At 42.2% G+C, this 25,986-nt stretch carries 25 protein-coding genes; 11 read left to right on the top strand and 14 right to left on the bottom strand.

Annotated elements, in window-relative coordinates:
• The first annotated feature begins 23 nt into the window (after positions 1–23).
• Both mutM and J4N43_RS14635 read left to right on the top strand, forming a co-directional pair.
• Entirely contained in the window at positions 24–833 is an 810-nt protein-coding gene (gene mutM / locus J4N43_RS14640; protein WP_053349744.1) for a bifunctional DNA-formamidopyrimidine glycosylase/DNA-(apurinic or apyrimidinic site) lyase, read from the top strand.
• Between the two features lie 46 nt (positions 834–879).
• Positions 880–1,641: a glycosyltransferase family 25 protein gene (locus J4N43_RS14635; RefSeq protein WP_029786883.1), complete on the top strand. Its 762-nt coding sequence runs from the start codon at positions 880–882 to the stop codon at positions 1,639–1,641.
• Positions 1,642–1,665: 24 nt separating this feature from the next.
• Here the strand turns inward: J4N43_RS14635 and J4N43_RS14630 are convergent, their stop codons facing one another.
• Genes J4N43_RS14630 through J4N43_RS14610 form a run of 5 tightly spaced genes read right to left on the bottom strand, consistent with a single transcriptional unit; the run spans position 1,666 to position 5,743 of the window.
• Positions 1,666–2,610, bottom strand: a complete 945-nt coding sequence (locus J4N43_RS14630; RefSeq protein ID WP_053349743.1) for a glycosyl transferase family 90 — start codon at positions 2,608–2,610, stop codon at positions 1,666–1,668.
• Positions 2,607–3,092: a pantetheine-phosphate adenylyltransferase gene (gene coaD / locus J4N43_RS14625; protein WP_017449082.1), complete on the bottom strand. Its 486-nt coding sequence runs from the start codon at positions 3,090–3,092 to the stop codon at positions 2,607–2,609. Before coaD ends, J4N43_RS14630 begins: the two co-directional genes overlap by 4 nt.
• A complete protein-coding gene (locus J4N43_RS14620) occupies positions 3,085–3,888 on the bottom strand; it encodes a glycosyltransferase family 2 protein (RefSeq protein WP_053349742.1) in 804 nt (267 codons plus the stop codon). Before J4N43_RS14620 ends, coaD begins: the two co-directional genes overlap by 8 nt.
• Complete coding sequence (locus tag J4N43_RS14615; protein WP_053349782.1) at positions 3,885–4,652, bottom strand: glycosyltransferase family 2 protein; 768 nt, start codon at positions 4,650–4,652, stop codon at positions 3,885–3,887. Before J4N43_RS14615 ends, J4N43_RS14620 begins: the two co-directional genes overlap by 4 nt.
• 35 nt (positions 4,653–4,687) lie before the next feature.
• A complete protein-coding gene (locus J4N43_RS14610) occupies positions 4,688–5,743 on the bottom strand; it encodes a glycosyltransferase family 9 protein (protein WP_053349741.1) in 1,056 nt (351 codons plus the stop codon).
• A 107-nt stretch (positions 5,744–5,850) separates the two neighbouring features.
• Between J4N43_RS14610 and J4N43_RS14605 the strand changes: the two genes are divergently transcribed.
• The 7 genes from J4N43_RS14605 (at position 5,851) to J4N43_RS14575 (ending at position 12,293) form a co-directional block, all read left to right on the top strand.
• Positions 5,851–6,258, top strand: coding sequence for a diacylglycerol kinase (locus J4N43_RS14605; RefSeq protein ID WP_158159540.1), 408 nt, complete (start codon positions 5,851–5,853; stop codon positions 6,256–6,258).
• Between the two features lie 11 nt (positions 6,259–6,269).
• On the top strand, positions 6,270–6,980 hold the full coding sequence (locus J4N43_RS14600) for a 3-deoxy-D-manno-octulosonic acid kinase (protein ID WP_158159541.1): 711 nt from the start codon (positions 6,270–6,272) through the stop codon (positions 6,978–6,980).
• A gap of 144 nt (positions 6,981–7,124) precedes the next feature.
• The gene (rfbB, locus tag J4N43_RS14595; RefSeq protein WP_132936688.1) at positions 7,125–8,189 is read left to right on the top strand and encodes a dTDP-glucose 4,6-dehydratase; all 1,065 of its coding nucleotides are present in this window, start codon (positions 7,125–7,127) and stop codon (positions 8,187–8,189) included.
• Positions 8,189–9,070: a glucose-1-phosphate thymidylyltransferase RfbA gene (gene rfbA / locus J4N43_RS14590; RefSeq protein ID WP_006742522.1), complete on the top strand. Its 882-nt coding sequence runs from the start codon at positions 8,189–8,191 to the stop codon at positions 9,068–9,070. Before rfbB ends, rfbA begins: the two co-directional genes overlap by 1 nt.
• A gap of 41 nt (positions 9,071–9,111) precedes the next feature.
• Positions 9,112–10,005 carry a formyltransferase family protein gene (locus J4N43_RS14585; RefSeq protein WP_053349738.1) on the top strand — a complete coding sequence of 298 codons (894 nt, stop codon included), beginning with the start codon at positions 9,112–9,114 and terminating at the stop codon, positions 10,003–10,005.
• 24 nt (positions 10,006–10,029) lie between these two features.
• Positions 10,030–11,172 carry a dTDP-4-amino-4,6-dideoxygalactose transaminase gene (gene rffA / locus J4N43_RS14580; protein ID WP_053349737.1) on the top strand — a complete coding sequence of 381 codons (1,143 nt, stop codon included), beginning with the start codon at positions 10,030–10,032 and terminating at the stop codon, positions 11,170–11,172.
• A 2-nt stretch (positions 11,173–11,174) separates the two neighbouring features.
• Positions 11,175–12,293: a hypothetical protein gene (locus J4N43_RS14575; protein WP_053349736.1), complete on the top strand. Its 1,119-nt coding sequence runs from the start codon at positions 11,175–11,177 to the stop codon at positions 12,291–12,293.
• Positions 12,294–12,534: 241 nt separating this feature from the next.
• Here the strand turns inward: J4N43_RS14575 and J4N43_RS14570 are convergent, their stop codons facing one another.
• From J4N43_RS14570 to J4N43_RS14530, 9 genes are all read right to left on the bottom strand, one after another.
• On the bottom strand, positions 12,535–13,470 hold the full coding sequence (locus tag J4N43_RS14570) for a glycosyltransferase family 52 (RefSeq protein ID WP_053349735.1): 936 nt from the start codon (positions 13,468–13,470) through the stop codon (positions 12,535–12,537).
• Entirely contained in the window at positions 13,470–14,735 is a 1,266-nt protein-coding gene (gene waaA / locus J4N43_RS14565) for a lipid IV(A) 3-deoxy-D-manno-octulosonic acid transferase (protein ID WP_053349734.1), read from the bottom strand. The genes J4N43_RS14570 and waaA overlap by 1 nt, the downstream gene beginning before the upstream one ends.
• Entirely contained in the window at positions 14,729–15,787 is a 1,059-nt protein-coding gene (gene waaF / locus J4N43_RS14560; RefSeq protein ID WP_062730768.1) for a lipopolysaccharide heptosyltransferase II, read from the bottom strand. Before waaF ends, waaA begins: the two co-directional genes overlap by 7 nt.
• Positions 15,784–16,773 (bottom strand): lauroyl-Kdo(2)-lipid IV(A) myristoyltransferase, encoded by a 990-nt coding sequence (gene lpxM, locus J4N43_RS14555; RefSeq protein WP_053349732.1) that lies wholly within the window; start codon positions 16,771–16,773, stop codon positions 15,784–15,786. The genes waaF and lpxM overlap by 4 nt, the downstream gene beginning before the upstream one ends.
• Positions 16,774–16,899: 126 nt before the next feature.
• Positions 16,900–17,841, bottom strand: a complete 942-nt coding sequence (gene rfaD / locus J4N43_RS14550) for an ADP-glyceromanno-heptose 6-epimerase (protein ID WP_005379462.1) — start codon at positions 17,839–17,841, stop codon at positions 16,900–16,902.
• Positions 17,842–17,989: 148 nt separating this feature from the next.
• Entirely contained in the window at positions 17,990–20,188 is a 2,199-nt protein-coding gene (locus J4N43_RS14545) for a YjbH domain-containing protein (RefSeq protein ID WP_053349731.1), read from the bottom strand.
• Between the two features lie 2 nt (positions 20,189–20,190).
• The gene (locus tag J4N43_RS14540) at positions 20,191–20,952 is read right to left on the bottom strand and encodes a capsule biosynthesis GfcC family protein (protein ID WP_053349730.1); all 762 of its coding nucleotides are present in this window, start codon (positions 20,950–20,952) and stop codon (positions 20,191–20,193) included.
• Positions 20,949–21,623, bottom strand: coding sequence for a YjbF family lipoprotein (locus J4N43_RS14535; protein ID WP_053349729.1), 675 nt, complete (start codon positions 21,621–21,623; stop codon positions 20,949–20,951). The genes J4N43_RS14540 and J4N43_RS14535 overlap by 4 nt, the downstream gene beginning before the upstream one ends.
• A 73-nt stretch (positions 21,624–21,696) precedes the next feature.
• A complete protein-coding gene (locus J4N43_RS14530) occupies positions 21,697–21,921 on the bottom strand; it encodes a hypothetical protein (protein ID WP_136976555.1) in 225 nt (74 codons plus the stop codon).
• Between the two features lie 649 nt (positions 21,922–22,570).
• Between J4N43_RS14530 and J4N43_RS14525 the strand changes: the two genes are divergently transcribed.
• The gene (locus J4N43_RS14525) at positions 22,571–23,086 is read left to right on the top strand and encodes a porin family protein (RefSeq protein WP_053349727.1); all 516 of its coding nucleotides are present in this window, start codon (positions 22,571–22,573) and stop codon (positions 23,084–23,086) included.
• A 66-nt stretch (positions 23,087–23,152) separates the two neighbouring features.
• Positions 23,153–25,846, top strand: a complete 2,694-nt coding sequence (locus J4N43_RS14520) for an SLBB domain-containing protein (RefSeq protein ID WP_053349726.1) — start codon at positions 23,153–23,155, stop codon at positions 25,844–25,846.
• Positions 25,847–25,986: the final 140 nt, after the last annotated feature.

Here is a 25,986-nt window from a genome sequence, read left to right as displayed (position 1 = left end):
TAGCCGGTGAATTGGAGAATCTAATGCCTGAGTTGCCAGAAGTTGAAGTCAGTCGTATGGGGATTAGCCCCCACATGGTTGGACAAACGATCCAGTCGTTTACTTTTCGAACGCCTAAATTGCGCTGGGATATTCCTACAGAGCTTAAAAAATTGGAAGGGCAGGTGATCCGTGCGATTAGCCGTCGTGCGAAATACTTACTGATCGAGACAAACACAGGTACAGCCATTGTTCACTTGGGCATGTCTGGGTCTTTACGTGTCCTAGATGCTGACTTTCCGCCAGCAAAGCACGATCATGTGGATCTCAAACTAAGCAGTGGAAAAATACTGCGTTATAACGATCCGCGTCGTTTTGGGGCATGGCTGTGGTGTGCTCCTGGCGAGTCACATGCTGTGCTAGCAAACATGGGGCCTGAGCCTTTAACTGAAGAGTTCAATGCGGAATATGTAGCGGAGAAAGCTAAAAATAAGCGTGTCGCCGTCAAGCAGTTCATCATGGACAACAAAGTCGTGGTTGGTGTTGGGAACATCTACGCGAATGAGTCGTTGTTTAAGTCTCGAATTCACCCTTCAAGGCCCGCAGGTAAGTTGACTTCTCAAGAGTGGGGGTTACTTGTTGAAAATATCAAAATGACACTTGAGATTGCCATTACGCAAGGTGGGACTACGCTGAAAGACTTTGCGCAAGCCGATGGAAAGCCGGGTTACTTTGCACAAGAGTTACTAGTTTACGGAAAAGCCGGAGAGCCATGCCCAGAGTGCGGCGAACGACTTCAAGAGCTAAAGATTGGCCAGCGTAATACCTTCTTTTGTAGTGAGTGTCAGAAGTAATAGGCTTGCAGAGTTATTGATAGCTCTCGCTCAACAATGAGTATCCTTGCTAATAATTATTGGGGTAGATACTATACTGAGCTGCACTAAATCAGCTGAGGGTTTAACGGTGGAACTAAGCAGTAATACACCATTGAAAGTGTTTGTTATTACAACTGGAAATGAAGAGCGAGTAAATCGCATTCAAAATTACCTAAAGGGTATCGATTTTGAATTTGTTTACTCAGATTCTTATGATGATCTTCTTAAGCTAGAGAAAGAGTATGAAAGTTACTCTCATAAGTTTCGCCAAAAAGCGATCATGGCTGGAGAGATTGGTTGCTTTAAGACACACTCTCAAGCATGGGAATTGATTGTTGCGTCAGGAACGCCTGCGATTGTTATTGAAGACAATATTGAGTTCATCGGTGAAGCATCAAGGTTACTTGCTGATGACGTACTAGCTTATATCCAAAGTTGTGGCTTAGTGAACTTTACTAACTTCTGCTACATTTTAGACCCAGAAAAACCGTTTAAAATATCAGATGTAAAAGAAAAGAAGCCGTTTCCAACTGTGTGCTATGGCATTACACCATTAAGAGCTAGAGATCTATTAAGCAGCATGAAAAAAACGGCTTATGCGGTGCCAATTGACAAGTGGTTATCGATTCCAAAATTAAGTGGTTGTTATGGTTACATCAGCCCAATAGTGGTAGCGAAAAGAGAAGATAACCTGACTAGCATTGCTAATAAACGTAAGGGGAAAAAGACTTTTAATCCCCTTAATATGATTCAGCGTGTTATCAATAAAGTTAAGTACGATTACTAGTTGTTTCAGGGTTACCTAATAGATTTAGGTAACCCTTCTTGTTTCTGCAAGATTAAAATACTTCTCTGCGACTAATAGAGAAATCAACCTTTCTCTTTTAGTATCTTTAAATTGCTCAACCCACTGATGAGCATTCTGTATAATTTCTTCTGCCTTGTCAGGGTGTTCCAAGTAGTAGTCCATTTTTTCATCTAGGTCAGAAAAATCATCTTTGACTTGAACAAAGTGCACACCCGCTTTTAATTTCCCTTCCATAAACCATGTTTCGTAGCGCAGTTTAGGGGTAAAGCACAAAGAATTGGAGGACATGATCCACTTAAGATTGGTTGCGACGTCCATTCCCTCCAAGCTCAGAATGAATTTGTACTCAAGTTGTTCTGAGATACTCATTGAAGGGGTCACGTAGCTCAGTTGTTCTGGATCTTTATCCTGCGTATCCACTCGACCGATGTTGCAGCGAGGATTATAGAAATGACGAGAAAGTAGTTTTCTTCGATTTGGTCGAAATCCCGTCCCACGCCATACAATCATGTCTTTTTTAGTTTGGTACGGCTTGTCTTTATCCACAAAAAAGTAGTGTCTAACGGCGTTTAGCTTTAGTAGGACCGAGTTAGTGTTCTCTCCTTCAATAGGTCGACTTTTTAAAAAACTCGGCTCGTTTGGTACATCAATGACATCGCCATTGACATATTTGAAGACGGCCTTTTTAGGGAAGCATTTAATAACCTTCAACAGATCATAGTAATAAGCGCTGCCGCCCGTTTTTTTAAAGTCTTTTACTTTCGTAAGATCTGGAGGAGTCAGTTCGAAGCTCGTGGTATGTTTATTGTAGTAATTAACTCGTTCACGCAAGTACTCTTCATCATAGCTTGGAGCACGTACTAACAGTTTTTTTGCGGAATAACGAAACAAAAAAGAAGGTAAATAAGCGAGTATTCCGTTAGATAAGTAATACTTTAACTTTTTCATGCTGAACGTAGTTTTTCTAAGATGGCTGTGTTTACAGGATTCGGAACGAATTGGGCGACATTTCCGCCATGAATCGCTACTTCTCTTACTATTGTTGAGGACAAGAACGCGAACTCTTCAGAAGGGGTAAGAAAAATACTTTCTAGTCCGGGTAGTAACTTACGGTACATGCTCGTCAAACCAAACTCGTACTCAAAGTCCATTGTTGTGCGAAGCCCTCTGATTAGGATCGAGGCTTGTTGTTCTTTGGCGAAATCCACAAGTAAACCACTAAAGCCGACAACGTTGACATTGCTTAAGTGTTGACAGCATTGGTGGACCAGGTCTACACGCTCATCCAACGAGAACATGGTGTTTTTCGAAGGGCTAGCTGCAACTCCAATTGTTACTGAGTCGAACATTTTTGCTGTACGTTCGATTAAATCTAGATGGCCATTAGTAATTGGATCAAAAGTTCCAGGATAGATCACTTTTTTATTCATAGCTGCAATCCTCTGAAATAAACTGATCAACACCATTCTCACAGCGTTTAAGCTTGTTTTTAATGGTGTTCTCTAAAATCTCGTCATTTTGTCCGAGTGACGCACGAGAGTTTTCTACGTGGTACAAGTGGTAGCCTACACCTGCGAATTTTAGGTAAAGACGTGACTTACCCGCATTCAACATGCGATGAACAAACTCGCTGTCTTCGCGTCCCCATCCAACAAAATCTTGGTTGAAGCCATTCACCTCGATGACATCTTGTCGCCAAAACGCCATGTTGCAACCGCGAGTGGCTTTATCGTTATTCCGCTCGTAAGAGAACCATTTCGATAGCAAGGCGTTGGTGATGCAGTTTTTACGATTGCGAATGCCTTTGCTGAAAATGGAAGGCACTAAGCCGTTTTCCATGATGGCCTTGCTGCAGCTTTCATCCGTTAACACACGTCCCCCCTGCACAAACCAATTTGGTTTTGCGACTTGCTTATGTGATTCAATAAACGTTTGGGACAGCACCATGTCGCCATCAATCATGATGAGGTAGTCACCTGATGCTTTTGCGATCGCACGGTTGCGGCTCATTGAAAGTTGAAAGCCATTATCTTCGTGCCAGCTATGAATAAGTGGTACTGGAAAGCCGTCACGCAGTTGGTCGATCATTGCTTTGGTATCGTCTCGAGAACCGTCATCTGCAACAATGACTTCGTCAGGCAAAACGGTTTGACGTTTCACGCTTTCTAACACCGCTTTTAATGCTTCTTTCCAGTTGTAAGTGGTGATAATTAAAGTCGTTTTCATGATTTTTTTGCCTGTTCACGTAAGTAGAGATCGATGTATTTTACAAAAGTAGAGTGCATGCTTAGCCAAGCTAGAATGAAGCCATGTTTGCCATCAAGGAAACCTCGTTTGAGCACATACATCTTCACAAAGCTCGCAAGAGCGTGAACGATAGCGGTCGTTAACCCCGCTTTCTTTTTACCTTCCCGTTCATCTGTCCAGGCCTTGAGGTAGCCAGTGGTTTTATTGATGTAATGATGAAGGTGCTCGTAAGTGTAGTGATGCAGTCGACCATCCAGTTTTTCAGTTTGATAGTTTTTCTCATCAACTTTTTCATGAACGAGCGAATCATTATATTGCGTATATTCGGTGCGATATAAGCGCACAATCCAGTCTGGAGACCAACCAGAATGGTAGATGAACTTACCAAACGCTGAGCTTAGTCGATTAAGTTTGTATAAAACGTTCGGCTTATTGGCTGATACCGCGTGTAAGATACTTTCTTTTAGCTCTGGAGTGACTTGTTCGTCCGCATCAAGCCATAAAACGTAGTCTGCCGTAACGTATTGCTGCGCCAGTTGGCGCTGTTTACCGAATCCTGGCCAATCTAGGTTGGTGTAAAACTTATCTGTGTATTGTCGGGCGATTTCTTCAGTGCGATCAGTGCTGCCCGAGTCTAGAAGGACAATCTCATCGACCCAATCTTTTACTGTGTCTAGACAAGCTTGTAAGTGCTTCTCTTCATTTTTTACAATTAAGGCAACGGCTAAGGTTGGTTTGGACAAGGTCATTTCCTTCTTAACAAATCAAGACAGTAAGTTTACTGGTATTGAGGATACAAATCTTCTAAGACTTGATCGAACATGCTCATTACTTGAGTGCTGGTAATGCGGTTCATTGCCGTTTCATCTTTAGCGCGAGTTCGCCAGCTTAACTCGTGACTGTTTTTACCTGTTTCCGCAAAGATCGTTTCTTCATACACTGAGACAACGTATTTTAGATAACGGTAAGGTCCCACTCGCAGCGGATTATGGTGTGCATAGAGCCCGATGATTGGCGTTTTCATGGCATTCGCCATGTGTGCTGGTCCGGTATCGGGGGCGATGACCATTTCAACCTTATCTATTAACGCAAGCATTTGCAGAATTGAACTTTGTCCAACTAAATTTAGACACGGTTCTTCCAAGCGAGATTGAATGGCCTCTGCCAGGTCCAATTCTACCTGAGCCGGGCTGCCTGCCAGAATCACGTTCCAGCCTTTTGCTCTGGCGTGATGAATCACATCCACATAACCTTCCGCGTTCCAGTTTTTATAAGCTTTGCTCGCACCAGGCACAATCAGCAGGTTAGGTTTACTACGAGAAATATGAGACTCTGCCCAAGCTTGGTCACGGTCTGAATAAGAAAGTACCCAGTCTAGTTCTGCCTTTGGTACCCCAATTTGATGGGCAAAGGCCATTAAGCCATCTGCGACATGCAGAGATTGCGGGGAAGGCACTTTGACATTGGTAAATAGTGTTTGAAAGTCCTGGCTTCTATCAGAAGAGAAACCAAGTTTGTATTTTGCTTTAATGCCCAACGTTGCGACACTCGCTCGAATCGCGTACTGCATATGCAATAGCGCATCAAACTCTCTGCCTTTCAGCTGTCGCCAAAGCGATTTGTAGCCATCAAGTCCCGCTTTTTTATCAAAAACAATCACTTCTACACCATCGATGGCGGCTAATAACTGGGCTTCAAGTTTACCCGTTATCCAAGTAATCTGGGTCGAAGGCCAGTGTTTCTGAATAGCTTGAATGGTGGCGATAGTATTGCAAACGTCTCCGATAGCGGACAAACGCAAGACGCATAGTGACGATGGGGCAGAAGTGAACATAATTATTGTCTGATTCGATGAATAGAGGCAGGTAAATTATGCAGACATCCCCAATAAATGTAAAATACACGGCTCGAATATAGCTAAGTACTGATAAGTGTTCTGCAATGTCAAAGACAACACCACATCAATCGCAAGAATCTGGCAAGCCGGGTAATACCGGACTAAAGCGCATCGTTAAAGCGACGGGTTATTCGATCCAAGGATTAAAAGCGGCTTTTAAGCATGAAGCTGCCATTCGACAAGAGTTGGCTCTGTTGAGTATCGCCGTGATTTTGGCTTGGCTAGTGGATGTCGGCATGGTTGAGCGTATCTTAATGATCGGGGTCGTGGTATTAATCTTGATTGTAGAGCTTGTAAACTCAGCAATTGAGGCGGTAGTGGATCGTATCGGTATTGAACGGCATGAACTCAGTGGTCGAGCTAAAGATATAGGCTCTGCTGCCGTTATGGTTGCTTTGGCGTTTGCCGCATTTACTTGGTTGTATATATTAGCCAGCCGGTATTTAGGCTAGAGGGTGAGCGTATGACTCGACAGTATAAAAACAACAACCAAGTGATCTGGTTTGATGACGAGATCATTACAGACCCTAGCCAACCGATATTTGATGAGGAATACTGGCAGTCCTCCGACAAGGTGGTTGGCAGTGCGACGGGGCGAGGCACGACATGGTTTATCCAACTAGAGAACATGCAAGCGGCACTACGTCATTACCGTCGTGGCGGTTTGTTTGGGAAGTTAGTTAACGATCATTATTGGTTCTCTGGCTGGGATAACACCCGTTGTGCGCAAGAGTTTCAGCTTTTGTTGGCGCTAATTGAGGCTGGGGTGCACGTTCCTCGTCCTATTGCAGCAAGAGCCGTAAAGTCAGGACTCTTCTATCAAGCTGATTTATTAAGTGAGCGAATCCCAAACGCCAGAGATCTGGTTAGTATCTTGCAAGAACAGTCTTTATCGGTAGAAATGTATCATAAAATAGGGCAAGAAATTGCCAAGATGCATCAGGTTGGCGTTAACCATACTGATTTGAATATCCACAATATCTTGATCGACGACAAAGATAAGGTATGGATTATCGATTTTGATAAGTGTCGTTTTGAAACTTCTGGTGACTGGAAGCATCAAAATCTAAATAGACTTCTGCGTTCATTTAATAAAGAGCGTTTAAAGCGACAGATTATTTGGCAAGAATCCGATTTTGAACATTTTCAGGACGGTTATGCTTCTCAATCTTAATTGAGTTTTTTATCATTTTATGTTGATTGCTCTAAGTAAGCCTTCTTGAGTCTAACGATGCTCGAGTGAGTCTATAAACTACAATAATCATAAAGTATTCATGTGTATCTGATGGCACAAAAATTAACGTAGGTAACATTTGTAATGAAAATATTAGTAACCGGTGGAGCAGGCTTTATTGGGTCAGCTGTTGTCCGACATATCATTCGTGACACCCAAGATACCGTCATCAATTTAGATAAACTGACCTACGCAGGGAATCTAGAATCACTGGTTGATGTCTCAGAGAGTGAACGTTACTATTTTGAGCAAGTAGATATCTGTGACCGAGCTGAACTAGATCGCGTGTTTTCAGAGCATCAACCCGATAGGGTGATGCATTTGGCCGCCGAGTCTCATGTCGATCGCTCTATTGATGGTCCTGCTGCTTTTATTGAGACTAACGTGATGGGCACTTACCATTTGCTTGAAGCGGCTCGTCAATATTGGTCGGGCTTAGATGAAGCGCGCCAATCGGCATTCCGTTTTCATCATATTTCTACGGATGAAGTGTATGGCGATCTAGAGGGTACGGATGATTTGTTCACCGAAACCACCTCATACGCGCCGAGCAGCCCATATTCTGCATCTAAAGCTTCGAGCGATCACCTGGTTCGCGCTTGGCAACGCACTTATGGTTTACCAACACTTATCACGAATTGCTCCAACAACTATGGCCCGTACCACTTCCCAGAGAAGTTGATCCCTCTGATGATTTTAAATGCCCTCGATGGCAAGCCGTTGCCTGTGTATGGCGATGGTATGCAAATCCGAGATTGGCTGTTTGTGGAAGACCATGCTCGCGCGCTGTACAAAGTGGTCAACGAAGGTGAAGTCGGTGAAACCTACAACATTGGTGGCCATAACGAAAAAGCCAACATCGAAGTGGTGAAAACCATTTGTGCTTTGCTTGAAGAGCTGCAACCAAACAAGCCGGCCGGGGTCGAGTCTTATGAATCTTTGATCACGTATGTGAAAGATCGCCCCGGTCATGATGTGCGTTACGCAATTGATGCCACCAAGATCGCTCAAGAGCTTGGCTGGACACCAGAAGAAACGTTTGAAAGCGGTATTCGCAAAACCGTCGAATGGTACCTAAACAACCCACAATGGTGGCAACGTGTGCTTGATGGTTCATACAGTTTAGAGCGATTAGGAGCGGGCGAATAATGAAAGGCATTATTTTAGCAGGTGGCTCGGGCACTCGCCTTTACCCTATTACACGCGGTGTCTCTAAGCAGTTACTGCCGGTTTATGACAAACCAATGATTTACTATCCGTTGTCGGTACTTATGCTTGCTGGCATTCGTGAAATCTTGATCATCACCACACCAGAAGACCAAGAAGGTTTTCAGCGCTTGTTAGGTGATGGCTCAGAGTTTGGCATTGAGTTGCAATACGCGATTCAACCAAGCCCAGATGGCTTAGCTCAAGCCTTCATCATTGGTGAAGAATTCATTGGCGATGACTCAGTATGTTTGGTGCTGGGTGACAACATCTTTTATGGGCAAGGGTTCACTCCTATTCTTCAGCAAGCTGCGATGAAGAGCCGTGGTGCGACGGTATTCGGTTATCAGGTTAAAGATCCAGAGCGATTTGGCGTTGTAGAATTTGATGCCAATATGCAGGCGATTTCGATTGAAGAAAAACCAGTAAAGCCTAAATCCAATTATGCTGTCACTGGGCTGTATTTTTATGATAACCGAGTCGTCGAATTGGCAAAAAAAGTCAAACCTTCATCTCGTGGTGAGTTAGAGATTTCGACGCTAAACCAAATGTACCTTGAGCAAGGTGACCTGAATGTTCAATTACTAGGGCGCGGCTTTGCTTGGTTAGATACTGGAACACATGAAAGCCTGCATGAAGCCTCTTCGTTTGTTCAAACCATTGAAAATGTTCAAGGTCTTAAAGTTGCCTGTTTAGAAGAGATTGCGTGGCGCAATGGGTGGTTATCTACTTCTCAAGTTATCCAATTTGCTCAACCAATGTTAAAAAATGACTATGGACAATACTTAAATAAAATTATTTGTGATGATTGCTCATCAAGCTAAATAGAGATTACCCAAAACGAGTCCAAGCTTCAGGTATTGTTATGTGTAAAAAAATAGTATTACATGCGATGACTAAAAAAGGGTATGAAGTTGCTACCCTTTTATTTGAAAAATATCGAGAAATTGTTGATTTCCTTGTTATAGGAAAAGATAAAAATATTAAAGATGATTATAGTGAAAATTTGAGACAATTAGCTATCAACAACGGTGTTCAGTATTATTATCATAATGACACTTACACAATACCTCAAGAATCCTATGTGTTAGCAGTGTCATGGCGCTGGATGATTAGAAGTATCGAAGATAGCAAGTTAATTGTTTTCCATGACTCTATTTTACCTCGATATAGAGGCTTTGCTCCGCTAGTGAATAGTTTAATTAATGGTGAGCATGAAATTGGTGTTACAGCTCTATTTGGTTCAGATGAGTATGATAAAGGTGATATTATTGCACAAGCTGCTTCATTTATTGACTATCCAATGAAATTATCTGATGCAATTGAAGTGAATAACCTCAATTATATAAAACTGGCAGATTTGATATTTAATAGTTTACATTCCGGAAGAGAAATAAAATCCTCACAACAAGATGAGTCATTAGCGACATATTCAATATGGCGAGACGAATCTGATTATGAGATCGATTGGAATCAAAGTTCTACATACATTAAACGATTTATTGATTCTGTAGGGTACCCATATTCTGGGGCTATTACTAATGTTGATGAGAATAAAGTGGTGGTCTTGGATGCTGAAGTAGTACAGGATGTGGTTTGTGAGCATAGGCATGTTGGTAAAGTGATATTTGTTGAAAATGGCTGCCCCGTTGTAATTTGTGGTAAAGGCTTGTTGAAAATCACCAAAGCAGTAGTGAAGGAAGAAAACCAAGCTCGAGATTTCTTGCCGATCAATAAATTTAGAATGAAATTCTATTGATTGTAACCCCAGAGAGATAGATTAATGATTCCATTTAATAAGCCCCCAGTTGTAGGTAAAGAGCTTAGCTTTATTGAGCAAGCTATCCAAGGAAGTAAACTCTCGGGAGATGGGCCACTTTCTGAACGATGCGAGAGTTGGTTTGAAAACAGAGCGAGCTGTATTAAGACTTTGTTAACGCCTTCATGTACCCATGCGCTTGAACTCGCCGCTTTACTGATCGATATTCAGCCTGGTGATGAAGTGATTATGCCAAGCTACACTTTTGTTAGCACTGCGAATGCATTTGTACTGCGTGGTGCAAAAGTGGTGTTTGTTGATATTCGTCCAGATACGATGAACATTGATGAAACCAAAATTGAGGCTGCAGTCACTGAAAAAACGGTTGCTATTGTACCTGTACATTATGCTGGTGTTGCTTGTGAGATGGACACGATCATGAGTATTGCAGAGAAGTATAAACTCATTGTTATTGAAGATGCAGCTCAAGGTGTGATGTCTACTTACAAAGGAAAAGCGTTGGGGGCAATTGGCCATCTAGGTGCATATAGTTTTCATGAGACGAAAAATTATACGTCCGGTGGTGAAGGTGGACTACTTCTTATTAATGACCAATCTTTTGTGGAGCGTGCAGAAATTGTCAGAGAGAAGGGGACGAACCGAAGCTTGTTCTTCCGTGGCATGGTAGACAAATATACTTGGGTTGATCTTGGTAGTAGTTTGCTTCCAAGTGAGATACAAGCAGCATACCTTTGGGGACAGCTTGAAGAAGCTGAAAGGATTAACCAAAGACGGCTACAAATTTGGCGAAAATATCTAGATGAGCTTACGCCTCTTGCCGCAAAACACAATATAGAAGTGCCAACTGTTCCTTTTGAATGTCAGCACAATGCGCATATGTTCTACTTGAAACTGGAAAATCTGGAATTGAGAAGCCAGTTTATTGAAATGCTTCGTGAAGAGGGCATAGTTTCTGCGTTTCACTATATTCCATTGCATAGCTCACCAGCTGGCCAACAGTTTGGTCGGTTTGTCGGCAGTGATATATATACGACACAAGAAAGTGAGCGCTTGGTAAGACTACCACTGTACTTCAATATGAGTGATAGTGAGCAGTCTTATGTTATTAATGCTATAAAAAATGTTTTAGGGCGCATGGAATTGTAAAAATGCAAAGCAACGAGATTAAACATATTTTTTTAGTGTCTAGCACAGACTACTTTTCCCCTCTGTTTATTGATGCCTTAATTGAGAAAGCTGGCATTAATCACGAGACGTTAGGTGTCGTCATTTTCGGATGTGGTGATATTGAATCTCAGTACCCTAAGAAAATTGATGGAGTCACTTACTTTTCTTACGAGAAGGTGAACAACTCTATTTTTTTGAACGCTTCAACGATAACTTATTTCTCTCTGAGTGCACTTAACTCTGCTCAAATTCGAGAGGTTCTCGAGCTTAGTCCACAAATGAAGAGCAAGTGTTATATGTTTATCACGGATGATGAGGTTGACAGATGGCTTTGGTGCAAAGATAAACATGGACGCTTAGTTACAGATGTTAAGCTTAACATTACAGAGAATGATCTTTGGGTTTTAAGTCAACAAGAGCAGTTTATTGCTTTAAATAGTGCGTTTCGTGAGAAGTTGAGCCAAGTATTAGAAAGGTGTGATTTTTGTCTTGTTGATTCTAGTGTTGTCTTCGACACATTACCCACTAAATCTGCTGAGACTCTGGCGATTTCTGTTTATGCAGACGAAAAAAATAAGAAAAAAAGTATCCTTTTAGGTACTAAACCTAATGCATTTAAATATCAAAACATTAAAGCGATGTTGCGTGCATTCATAAAAGCTGGAGTGCACAAGGAATACAAGTTTGTTGTGATGTGGCCTGTAAAGCAGTGGCGAAAACGTCTTCTTTTAGATCTTTATTTAACCTATTTGCAAAAGATAAAGAAGCAAACAGTCGATGTGTCTGTCATAACTTCACTTCCCCCACTAGCTTACACGGCTGTTGTGATGTCGTGCACCCATCTTGTGCTTCAACCCAGAGGTGGGGCTAGTACCGCCCGTCAACTGATGAAGTGGGGGCAAGGTAAGGTTTATGTGGCGAAAGGAAGTCACAATGAACTGTTTTTTAAAGATGCACAAAATGTTGAACTCTGTAGTTTTTCTACATTTGATGAACTAGCGAGCAGTTTAGGTAAATATATTGATATTAGCGCTAATGCCTCTAAAATAAATGCAGAAGAGCGGCGCTCGCTTAAAGAACTATCTAAACTGTATATTTAGAGCATCAATACAGCTAATTATACAGCTGAGATATGAGAGATATTGTTTGTCGGTAATTGGTATTATGAGGTTGTTCTACAAAGTAATCTCTAAGTTTTATTTTAGATGAGACTACTTTGGAGCGCTACATTCTTGATTCTCAAGAACTACGATAACACTCAAGTTTGTTATTTCCTTATGTCATATAATGCCTTGTAACAACGCATTATATGACATAATATTTTTAATATTTTTAATATTTTTAATATTTTTTCTTTTTTTCTTTTTTCCACTGTGTAAGGAAATCGTGTAGATCCAGTGCAAGTAAATCAACCTGTATATTGTCATTGACTTCTTTTAGGTTTAGTACGGAGGTTGAGTTCAAAGTATAAAGGTGAACGTTCTTATCATTCGGGGAAATAATAACTTCAGCTGGTATGAACTTATCTATAACTAAACAAGAAAAGTGCTCAGTATAATCTGTACATTCACGAGGATGTGGCTTTATTACTGTAATGTTATATTTCTCATAAATTTCTTTGTACAGCTCTATTTTTCCATCTTCCGTTACTAGATCGCTGATAGGTTGAGTAAATAAGATGTTTTTTCCACTAAGAGATTCGAAGTTATGTGTTAGTATCATTTTTAAACCAAAACTTCTTGTGTAGTCCAACATTTCAACTACATCGAATGCTTTTGCTTTGTTTTGTAATTGAGAGTCCACAAGCTCTGGCTTAGATAAGTAAACACTGGTTATTTTATTACTATAGCCTAAAGGAGAAATAACTCTGCCTTTTAAAGCGCGTTTTACTCTTTTTTTGAATGATATTGGGCCATTATAGTTTCCGGCGCCATCTTCTAGTACTGAACCGTGAGATAAATCAAATAGAAATGCATAAGTGAGATGGTCATGACCAAAGAATTTTTTATTTTTAACTAGAGTCGTGATGTCATATTTTAGAACTCCAAATTTGTAAAGCAATGAGTCCCAATTTTTATTAAGTTTAGTGTTTATAATAACTACATTGTCTAATTTACTATTCGCTAACAGGCCTTGGAAATCTACATGACTAATGAACAGTGTATTATGGCTGCCTTTATTAATATATAAGTATAAAAAAAGTGCAAAAATTGAGTTTACGTAACATACGTTCTCATAATTAGATTGAATCCTCTTATACGTAATAATGCTTTTCACTATTTTTTCTCAAAGATTACTGTTACTATTTTGTTTACAATGTTTTTATAATTAGTGATAAATCTTTCACTGTCTGATTTTTTAGAATTTACACTAGATGAAAACTGTTTCTCTATCAATGTGTGAATTTCATTTTTTTCTTTAATGACATCACAGAACGAATGTTTTTTAAGAATATTAACGATTTCTGTAAAGTTGTAATAACTAGGTCCCGTGATTACAGGGACTCCCAGTGCTGCGGGTTCTAATACATTGTGCCCACCAACCTTATCTCCAATTAGGCTTCCGCCCATAAAGCAGATATCCGCTGCGCCTATCAAAGTTAGCATCTCACCCATAGTATCACCGAGATATACTTGAGTATTCGTCTCTACTGCATGCGTTGAAGTACGACGCACAGTTTTAAATCCTTGCTGTTGGCAAAGCGTGAATACATCATCAAATCGTTCCGGATGGCGAGGAACCAAAATAAGTAATGCATTTGGATGAGATTTTAAAACTTGTCTATGTGCATCTAATACCTGTTCGTCCTCGCCTTTGTGGGTGCTAGCTGCAATCCAAATCGGACGATCGTTTCCAAGTTGGGCTCGAAGTTGCTGTCCTTGCTGTTTCACTTGCTCTGATATTTGAATATCGAACTTAATCGAGCCAGTAACGGATAGTTTCTTTTTCTCAACGCCTAAGCGTTCGAAGCGCTCTGCATCTGAATCCGTTTGGCAGAGTACTTGAGTTAGGCATGGATGAAGCTGGTTAAAAAGCCGCTGTATTTTGGCGTAGTTCTGACACGATTTTTCAGATAGGCGTGCATTCACGACAGTTATAGGGATACCCGCTTTGTGAACATTGTGAAGCGTGTTTGGCCACAGCTCAGTCTCGATGATCAACATCTGTTTTGGTTGTACTGCTTTAAGAAAACCTTTGATAGCAAAACCAAAGTCAATTGGCATATAGCGGTGTTCAATTAAATCACCCAACTTAGCAATCTGTTCAGCTCCGGTACTTGTTGTTGTAGTAACTAGAATAGATTGTTCGGGGTTTTGTTCCTTAAGGGCTTTAATTAAAGGTGTTGCTGCTATGCTTTCACCAACAGATACGGCATGTATCCAAATAGGTTTGTCGTTGCTTTTTAGCTTGGGAGTGATACCAAAGTGCTCTTTCCAGCGAGAGCCGAACTTAGGCTTATTTGGTTTGCTCTTGTACAAACCAAATAAAAGCAGCGGTGACGCTAGAGCGAGTAGTAAGGTATAAACAATACGAACTAACATGAGCTTATCGTAATGGCGTCAAGTTTTTGGATGCTATCTAGCACTTGCTTAGGCGAAAGTTCTGTCAAGCACTTAAGGTGTTTGTATTGACATTCGCGCTGGAAACAAGGGCGACAATCAATATCGGTATGAACAATCTCCACTTTTTCTGCGAGTGGGGGTGTGTACTTCGGTGAAGTTGAGCCATACACTGCAACAACATTACAACCAACCGCAGCTGCCACATGCATTAAGCCTGAGTCATTCGCGACAACAGTCTTACATGCAGCAAGTAGGTCGACCGCTTCAATTAAGCTGGTTTGGCCTGCTAGAACGTGAATGTGCTCATGGAATTGCGTCGGAACAAGTGCGCGAATATTGTTACAAGTCTCTAAGTCCTTTTGAGAACCAAACAACCAGATTTGATGCCCAGATCGAGCCATTTGCGTCGCAACTTCAGCGTAGTGTGTTTCGGGCCATTTTTTGGCGGGACCAAACTCTGCTCCTGGGCATAGTCCAATGGTTGGTTGGTCTTGGGCTAAGTTGAACTTTTTGAGCGTGGCTTGTTGCTCTGCCGCGTTGATTGCAAGGCGTGGGCGAGGCAAGGTTTCAAGCCCGCCGAGAGAGTTAGAATCCACCATTTCTGCTTTTGGATAAGCTAACGCTACATAGCGCTCTACCATGTACTGAAAAGACTTCATGTTAGGGCGTAAGTCGTTCAATAAACCAAAGCGCATTTCTCCCTTCCAGCCAGTACGAAGAGGAATGTTGGCAAACCATGGGATCAGTGCTGATTTCGCTGACTTAGGCAATATATAGGCGTGGTCATATTGCTTTTCACGTATTGATTTACCAATTTCCCTGCGGCCTAATAAGTTAAACTCACCATGACCGATAGGCATTTCAATCGCTTGGTGGATTTCTGGCATACGCTCAAGAATCGGTTTACACCATCCTGGAGCGATAACGTCAATTTGGCTATCTGGATGGCGTTGCTTTAATACGATATATAACGATTGCGACATTACCATATCGCCGACCCACGCAGGGCCAATAACTAAAATCTTTTTCATTTATTTACTTGCCAATCAGTATCATATCTAGGCTTGAAGATATTGTAATAGTTATTGCCGTCTTCTTGAGAGTGCAGCAACTGTAGTACCCACATATATTGTTCGGGTTTATCACCGACAAAATATTCAATGGCTTCATTACAGGTACGAGCGTCTTGCTCTTCGCCTTTATCCAGCTCAAACGCTGGTAAAATCTCAATGTCAAACGTACCATCTTCAGTGTTCATCGACGCAAATAGAGGCAGTACTTTTGAGCGTGATAGTTTCGCAATTTTGCCTAAACCAGGTAGCGTTGCTTTACGTGTTGCAAAAAAATCTACAAACACACTATGCTCTGGGCCGTGATCTTGATCGGGTAGATAATACCCTACATAGCCATCTCGAATGGATTTCAGAAAAGGCTTAATGCCACCTGAGCGTTCATAAACACGGCCACCGTATTGGACTCTTTGCTTGTGCATTAGCCAGTCAGCAATATCATTCTTTTGTTTCTTCGCCATTGCAGAAACTGGCATTCCCATTGACGCGAGCAAGATAGCAGGCACATCAATGGCCCAAGAATGGGGAACCATTAAAATCACATTTTCGTTGTTATCAATGTGCTGTCGTAAAATGTCTAGGCCGCGAATTTGGCAACGGTTCTGAAGCCATTTTGGTGAGCGTAAACTTAGTAACCCGAAGCGAAAAAAGAACATGGCTGCTGTATAGAGTGTTTTTTCTATCAAAGTTTCACGTTCTTGGAACGACTTTTCCGGAAAACACAGCTCAAAGTTAACCCTCGCTCGGTGAGCTGGACCTTTGTGGGATTTACACAGTTTTTTGGCTATGGTTTTCGCTAACCACTTTTGTAAACCCAGAGGCATTAATGATAACGGTAAAAATAAGATAACACCTAACCACGTGCCCCAGTACTTAGGCGACAGAAAGTGGCGCTTAAACTCAGGGTTATATGCTTTAGGGTCGAAGTCATCACGTTTTATGGTCATGGCGTGTCTAGTTACCTATTCGTGTGCGGGCGAAGTGGTTTAAATGAGAAAAAGATAGTTAGGAATGATACAGGCTATTGCACTTGAGTAAAGGTGGCAGGTTATGGTTCTACCACCTTATGGTGCTTAACTGTTTTGGATAGTCAAGTATTCGGCAACGCCTTCTGCAACTGTCTTGAATTCAACATCACAACCTGCGGTGCGCAGTTTGGTCAGATCCGCTTGTGTGAATTCTTGGTAAGCGCCTTTTAGGTGCTCAGGGAATGGGATGGTTTCAATTTGGCCTTTGCCATGATGCTTGATAACTGCTTTTGCTACCTCTTCAAAAGATTCAGCACGGCCAGTACCACAGTTAAAAATACCTGATACGCCGTTTTCTAAGAACCACAGGTTTACTTTACATACATCACCAACGTAAACGAAGTCGCGTTTGAATGATTCGCTGCCCGCGAACAATTTAGGATTTTCACCTGCGTTAAGTTGGTTGTTTAGGTGGAACGCAACTGATGCCATGCTACCTTTGTGGTCTTCACGTGGGCCATATACGTTGAAGTAGCGGAAGCCGGTGATTTGAGAAAGGGTCTCACCATGCTCTTCAGCGTCTTGCCATAGGCGACGAACGTAGTTATCAAACTGCTGTTTCGAGTAACCGTATACATTCAGTGCGCCTTCGTATTCGCGTTCTTCAACGAAAGTCTCTGTATCGCCGTAAGTGGCTGCGGAAGAAGCGTATAGGAATGGAATCTCGCGATCTAAACAGTAATGCAGCAGCTCTTTAGAGTACTCGTAATTGTTTAGCATCATGTACTTACCATCCCACTCAGTCGTTGCAGAGCAAGCACCTTCGTGGAAAATTGCCTCAATCGGACCAAAATCATCGCCCGCCATAATTTGGGTCAGAAAGTCGTCACGATCCATGTAATCTGTGATGTCCAGATCAACTAAGTTCTTAAACTTTTTGCCATTTTTTAGGTTGTCGACAACCAGGATATCGTTAATACCAGCTTCGTTTAGTGCTTTAACAATGTTGCTGCCGATCATGCCAGCGCCACCAGTTACGATGATCATAGAACTTCCACCATAGATTAAAATTTTCTCAGGAATTCTAGCAAGAAACGAAAAGTAGCGCTATTGGAAGCAGGAAGATAGGTTTGAGTCTTCTATGACTCAGTATCTAGATATGAAAAAGGGAGCCGAAGCTCCCTTGGTTACTTTATTATTCCACATCCGAACGGTTAGGCCTTTGATACCAAGGGTTTCGCTCATCGGTCAACTCAATCAAGCTGTATTTACGTCCGAGTTTCTGTCCTCCGTCACGAGTAAGAGGCTGCCAACTAAAGTTCGCACGATTGTTGCTTGGCTTAACGGTCATGATGTCAAATGGAATCGACAAGTAGAAACCTTTGGTAAAGCTACCTTCACCAAATTCATCCGCAGACAAGTCTGTAAATGACGCAAAGGCACCAGCAATTACGCCACTCTTGAACTGCTTAGAAACATTGATTTGTGTACCAACATCACCAGCTAGGAACTGACCAACATCGACTTGGATCATCAAATCTTGTAGGAATTCCCATTGAGGGTAGTAGTAGCCAGATACAAAACCAGTGAAGCCTTTATCAATAACTTGGAACGGACGTCCATATTCTGGCACGTTTTGCCATTTCTCATCGTAAACACCGAAGTAACTTTGTGGATCACGTTGAGAAATTACGTTGACGTCAGCGCCAATCGCCCAGTTAGCTCCTTGTGGACGGTAAAGAAACTCGGTACCGACTCCAGCAAACATGCTCTCCAGATAACCCGCGTAGAATTGCTGATCCATGGTATCTGAGTACTCTTGGAGCCAAGTTAACTGCAGGTTGGACATGGTTACCGCGTGTTCATTTTGATAAGCACGGAACATTGTACGTACACGAGGAATCGAAGTGCCGTCTGGTGGGGTGACGTAGTTAAACTTGTCGTAGTTGTTGTACCAATCCCAGTATAGCGAGCCACCAATTTCTAGGTTATCTGTCAGCCAGTAAGACGCGCTGCCACTTAAACCGACACTGAACAGATAGAACTCTTCTGGGTTGCCTAAGGTCTGAGCCAGTTTTGGTGAGAAGCCCCAATCAAAGCGCTCAAAACCATCGTAAGCAGGTTTATCTTGCGGTTTATCGCTCGAGGTTAATGTTGCATCTTCGATATTTGGATTGATGTAGTTAACTTCTGCAAAGTCACGGTATTTCTCTTTGGAGATAACCGTTTGAGCGCCGATCAGACCGCGACTGCGTTCATTGATAGTAAAGGAATCGATGTTGTCTGGCATTTCGTTATAAAGGACTGCCGCCGCTTTTTCATGAGCTTCATTGCGATCACGATACTTTTTCTGCTCGCCGACAACCGAAATGGTATTGTCTTTAACATAGAATTGGGTATTTTGATAGCCAGCAATTTTATCCAGCTCCTCGGTAACACGTTCCCAATCTACATCAGACAGTTGCTCTGGCTGCTTGTCTTCAACTTCTGGTGTTGGTGTATCACGCCAGAAAGATGGCATATCATTGAAGTTTGTGTAAAGGCTTACGCCTGCAACTAACGTATCACCGCGCTCGTAGCTCAAGCGCAAATCTGCCATATGCCCTAAACGATATAGAACACCAAAGTTCCAAGGCGTATGAGGTGTCATGTCTACACCACCATGTACCACAGGGAAATCTTCGCTGTAATCGTTGCTGTCATATTCAAGTTTAAAGCGCAGCGGTGCATGTAAAGTTTGATATTCTATACCACCAAATAAAGCTGCGGGGCCTTTAAACCAGCGCTCGAAATCTACACTACCGCCATTACCTTTGTAGTCTGAAGGGCGCTCACAGAATTTGTCTGATAATTTACAGGCTGGGTTGCTGATGTTGTCACGCGTTCCTAAGTAACCCCAGCCTATACCTAAAGTAAAATCAAAGGTACCAAGATTTGGGCTGGAGTAGCGTTTTGTCGCGGCAACAAATTCACCATCAAAAAGGCCGGTGCCTGCAAAGTCACGTACACCAACAGAAAGTTCTGGTAAGTACTCAGATTCTTGCAAAAGTCTAACCTTAAAATCGATGCCTTTGTCAGTGTATTTGTTATCACCGGAAAAGTCTGGGTTATCATTGTATAGAATGTCTTTTACTGTTGTGTAGCGAATAGTAGTTTCTAGCCAGGGCATCACTTGTAGTGTGACATTATAGAAAAGGTACTCATCGCTGCCTGTAACAGCAAAGTTAAACTCGCCTTCAGGTGCCATACGACCGGTTGGCATCTGCATTAAGCCGACACCACCAAAGTCCATCTGTGATGGCTGCAATGGTGGTGCTTCAAAAGGCATATCTTGAGCCCAAACCAACGCTGGACCCATTAAAGAAAGAGATAAACTGGTTCTGATCAGGTTCATATTTAATTCTTCGACGAGGTTGGCTTACGTTGTGCAAGCAGAGCAACAATATCTTTATCCATTTGTGATTTTTCGAACTCATCAAATGGGATGTACACCATGGTAAGTGGTGGTAAGTAATATTGAGTGGTTAACCAACTGCCATGGTGAGGATGAACAACCTTGCCATCTGGGTAAATCAGGATTGGCGGATAAGCAAGTTCACCAATATCGCTTGAACGTAGATTAGTGATCTGTTCGTGCAGAGGAATACCCGCTTGGTTTTCTACTGCGTAGACTTTTTCCAAGTTACCCACATACAACACTTTCTCTTTGCGTTTTGGTGCACTTAACGCAAGTTGACCTTGTAAAAGGGGGTTATCAAATTTATCCAGACGGATGCGATCAATATCAATGGACGACAGTACGCGAGGTGCAAACTGGCTTTGTTGGATAAACTTGTAAAATGGGTGCGCAACTAAATTATGTTGAATCATTTGACTCAACACCGAATTCTTTAAGGCAGTACTTTCTTGCACTGCTGTTTCGGAATTATCAAATAGAGTCACAGCTAAAGGGTATTGCAGGGCGACTTGTTGTTCTTGTGCATGCTTAAGTACGCTCTCTAAACGTGCCGCTTGTTGGAACTGCAATGCTTTGCCCGTTCCGACAACTTCTATATTGAGCGGTGATGAGGTGTGATTTTGAGCTTGAACGGCAGTAGGTGTCGCCAGAATCGTTGCCGTTAAACTTAGGCTTAATAAAGATAGTCGTGGCTTATTCATGATTTGCTATACCCTTTTAGAATCGTCAATTCAACAGGCACCATATTTGGACCTAAGTGTTGACGTGTTTTCACTACTTCTCCTTTACCGTTTACCCAGTATTGGTTCTCTACACTTTTTTCTAAGCTGGTAAACGTTACAACCTCTGTATAAACATCAGTATCGGTAGATGAAATAGGGGTTATGACGGCTTCTTTACCTTGACGTGATCGCTCTACCTGAGCTTGAAAACCGTAACGGTATTGCTCAGACCAATCGTAAGACAGCGCATATTGAACAGATGATTTTGAGTAAGCAGGTACATGACCGTAGATACCAGCTAGGTTAGTGGTTTGCAATCCAATGGTTTTAACAATATGGCCATTCTCTGTTATCACCATTGCTTTGTCTGCACTGACCCACTTTAGTTGTGTATTGCCGGTTAATGGATTTAGCTCGGCGAAGGCTAACACTACAAAAACCTGTTTTTGGTTGCCTATTTTCAGGTAAGCGCTGGCATAAGGAACCGCTTCAATCTCTTCTGGCGTTAGTTCGACATCGATGTAGTTGCCATAAGCTTCTTGAACAGTCGCCGAGACATCATTGAATTTCTGTGTACAGCCAAAGATTGAGCTCAGTAATGGTAGGGCAATAAGTAAGCGCATCCATTTTTGCGATAGAAAGGTGTTCATCATTCCCTCATTACAAATAAAATCGCCCTGAATAGATCAGGGCGATTGTTTCAATATCTACAAAACTAAAAAATTATTTAGTTACTGAAGTAGAAGTAGAAGTAGAAGTAGAAGTAGACGTTGAATCGCTGTCTGACGCTGCAACTGCTACTACAGTTACTGCTGCTGCTGCACCTACCGCTACTGCAGTTGTACCAGTTGCAGACGCAGATGCTGCACCAGCAGAACCTGCCTCTTCAGCTGCAAATGCAGTTGATGCGCTTAGAGCCATAAGAATAGCTAGAGCTGTGTTCTTCATTATTAATCCTTGTATTTCAGATTTTAAAACATCGATGTTTGGTCTGTTTAGAACATACCATCGTTCATTTTAGTTAAAAAACAAGCAGCATGTAAACAGTTTCCTATGTGAATTTACCTAACGCTAAAGAAAAGATTGTTGCAAGACTGAGAATAGAGAATAGAGAATTGCTTAGGTTTGATAGTTGTATTTAATCAAAACGCTTATTTTTACTGTGTTACTTCAATCCACCTCTGAGTTTACGCAAACGTTCACATTTTTATTCAATGCATCCGTAATGGTGTTCTATTTTAAGCGGCTGACAGCCAGTGTTTTTCTCATTCGTGAGAATTTACGAACCATAAACGGAAATCTGAGACGTTTTTGCCCCCTTGCCGTTTTGCGCTAATACATGCATAATTTGCCAACTTTTGTGTTGAGTTTATAAAAGATTGTTTTTTTGAACGGTTAGTCGCAAAAGTGAGGCTTAAAAAGAATATTTATATCAATAAACCGAATGGATCGGGAATCAGCGAACAGTGGCTAACGCGTAATGCCGCCGGGCGGTAGCGTGTAAACGCACAAGCAAAATTGACAAAAGTTAACAGACATTCACTGCGCGCGTCGTTCATAATGTGCAGCGGTCAGTCGACACCCAAGGAACACTTACGTGATTAATAAACGACCATGGCTAGGGGCGTTGAGTGCAATCAGCTTAGGCTTGTGCTCATTTTCTGCCTCAGCAGATTTTTATGCTGGTGCGTTAGTAAGTTACTCTAACGCTGAATTTCATCATTCCTCTTCTCCAGTAACCGAGGGAACCCCTTTCCTTCTTCAAGCGCAAGCTGGTTACTTCTTCAATGATTACCTCGCTTTTGAAGCACGTTACGGAACTTCTGTACAACGAGATAGCGGACTTGCACTAGATAGTCTTGCGAGTGGTTTTATTAAGTTGAATATGCCTGTCTCCGAGCGTGTAGCACTTTACGGACTTGCCGGTTATTCTAGTGTCCAGATCGACCAACAAAATGTAGGCCCTAATAAAGATCAAGGCTTTAGCTTTGGCTTGGGTATGCATTATGCTTTGGACAAGCAGAATGCAGTTGTTTTTGAGTTTGTTGATAGCATATCTGAAGACCAGGCACGCTTGAACGCACTTACTCTTGGCTTTCAACACCGGTTTTAATTAAAGACCTAGCGCCTAGTTTTGTGGCTAGGATTTTTAACCCCCGACTTTAAATAGCGAATTATCATGCTCAAAGGATATTTCTCGATAGGTGCTTGCATTCTAGCAAGCCTATTTGCGCCGCTTACTCATGCGCAGACTCCAACCCCAGAACAAATTCAGATGTTTCAGAGCTTACCAGCTGATCAGCAACAAGCACTGGCGAGTAAGTATGGCATCTCTATTCCATCCGGCGCATCTTCTCAGCCAAGTAATTACCAAAACCCTCAAGTGATTGAGCAACGTCCGGCTGTTAGCAGCGCGACTGAAGCAAAAGTAAACGACTCAGAAAAAGACGAACAAGGTCTAAAGCGTTTTGGTTTAGATTTATTTGCGGGTTCACCGACGACATTTGCACCAATTAGTGACGTGCCTGTTCCGGCTGACTACACGGTAGGAGCTGGTGATGAAATCGTTATCCAACTTTTTGGTAAAGAGAACACAACGCATCGTCTTCGTGTTAATCGTGCAGGCATCATCAACTTCCCTTCCCTTGGTCCTGTTCAAGTGGCCGGCATGACATTCTCTAATGTGCGTGATTCTCTAAACCAGCGAGTAAAAGAGCAAATGATTGGTGTGCGCAGCGACATTTCGCTAGGTGAAATGCGCACCATGCAAGTTTTTGTTATGGGTGATGCGTACAAACCAGGTGCGTACACAGTTAGTGCACTAACCACAATCTCTCAAGCGATTTATTACAGTGGTGGCTTTAGTGAGAGTGGTGCCCTGCGTAACGTGCAACTTAAGCGTAATGGTCAGGTTATTCGTAAACTTGATATGTACGACCTATTGTTGAAAGGCGATGCACGTAACGACATCCGCTTGTTACCAGGTGATGTGGTCTTTATCGGCGCATTGGGTAACACGATTTCGATTGATGGTGAAGTAAACCGCCCCGCAATCTATGAAATCAAACCAAGTGAAACCTATAAGCAAGCGATTCAAATGGCTGGCGGTTTTACGGCTAACGCTTATAGCGATCAAATCGAAGTGAAGCGTTACGCTGCTAAAGGTGCTCGCGATGTATTAACACTGAACTTTAGCCAGTTAAATGACCAGCAAACTAAAGTCAAAGATGGCGATGCGGTTAATGTGCTTAAGAAAAATGAAGAACTGACCCGTTACGTACAAATTGAAGGTGATGTTCGTCATCCGGGCTTTATTGAGTGGAAGAACGGTCTGCGAATCGCAGACTTATTCCAATCCGTTGATACCTCATTTAATTCTACTGCAGATGTAAACTATGCTGTCGTTGTTCGTGAGGTTAACCCACAACGTGACATCGAGGTTTATCAGGTCAATCTTGCTAACGCGATTCTTTCGCCGAGCAGCAAAGATAACCTAAAGCTAAACTCACGTGACCGAGTGCTGGTATTTAACCGTTTCAACAATGAAGATTTAGATACCCTTGCAGATCAAGATACGGTTACGAAAGCGAAAACTCTTGAGCAAGCACAATTTAAAGCCGAGCTGGACCAACAAAAAGAGCAAGAAGTTATGAGCTCTTCTGTAGCAATATCTTCAGCGACAGACAATATGTCGAAGGGGCAATCTTCAACTGAAGAATCAGAACAGCCGAAAATCATATTCCGTGGCAAAGAAATTACCAAAGAAGATTTTGAAGCATTAAAACAAAATACGCGCCGCACGTTACTTGCTCCTGTTTTGCTACAGCTTCAACAGCAATCGCGTTTGGGTTTGGCTCCGCAGATTGCAGAAGTCTTCGGTGAGGTAAAACACCCAGGGCGTTACCCAATTACCTCACGTATGACGATTTCTACCTTGATTGAAGCTGCTGGTGGTCTAACTTATAACGCATTCACCATTAACGCCGAGTTAGCTCGTACAGTAATAAACAGTAGAGATGAGCGCGCTTCTATTGATGTTGAGCGTATTGATTTACGCCAAGCTATCAAGGGTAGCTCTGCTGACGATGTCGTTATTGCTGGTCGTGATCGCCTAAACATTCTTGAGAAGCCAAATGTCAAACTGCAAAGCACAGTAACGTTGCAAGGCGAAGTTCGCTTCCCTGGTACTTATACTGTCCGTCAAGGCGAGACCTTAGGCGAGTTGCTTGAACGTGCTGGTGGTCTAACCGAATTTGCACACCCGCAAGGGGCTATCTTTACTCGTGAGGCTTTACGTCTTAAAGAGCAAAAGCTATTAAACCAATATGCCGCAGATATGCGAGCAGAAACCGCGAAGAAAACCTTCCGTGCAGACAGCAATATGGGGTCGGTGATCTCAGACCCTGATAAAACACTCAAGTTTGTTGAAGAAGCAAGCCGCAGTAAAGCCCTTGGACGTATGGTCGTACAGCTTAATCGTATCCTAAAAGACGAGCGTTCTGCGGACTTTATGTTAGAAGACGGTGACTTCCTATTTGTACCGACCTTCCGAAATACAGTTTCGATTATGGGTGAAGTTCAAGTTCCAATTACATATCTGCTGGATAACAAGCTAGATGTGGATGATTACCTGAACAAAGCGGGGGGCGCTAAAAAACAAGCAGACGAAGACCGTATCTTCGTTGTACGCGCAGACGGGTCGGTTTACAAACCAACATCAGGCTACTGGTTCGGTAATAATCATGAAGAGCTAAAAGCAGGCGATACTATTGTTGTACCAATTGATACCGACTACCGCGATGCATTAAGTACTTGGACTGCTGCCACGCAGATCCTTTACCAAACAGGTGTAGCGATCAACGCGTTGAAGTAAGGAACGACAAGGTTATTCCGATCAGCTTAAAACAAGATTAGAAATACAATAATAGTAAGAGCCTATGTAACGATTGAAGTTACATAAGCTCAATTTTATTAATCAAAACGGCAAATACTACTCTTAACACCAATAGTGGC

Source organism: Vibrio sp. SCSIO 43009 (assembly GCF_023716525.1).
Lineage (GTDB): Bacteria > Pseudomonadota > Gammaproteobacteria > Enterobacterales > Vibrionaceae > Vibrio > Vibrio alginolyticus.
Note: the sequence above shows the minus strand (reverse complement) of the source record. Positions and strands in the feature narration are given on the sequence as shown.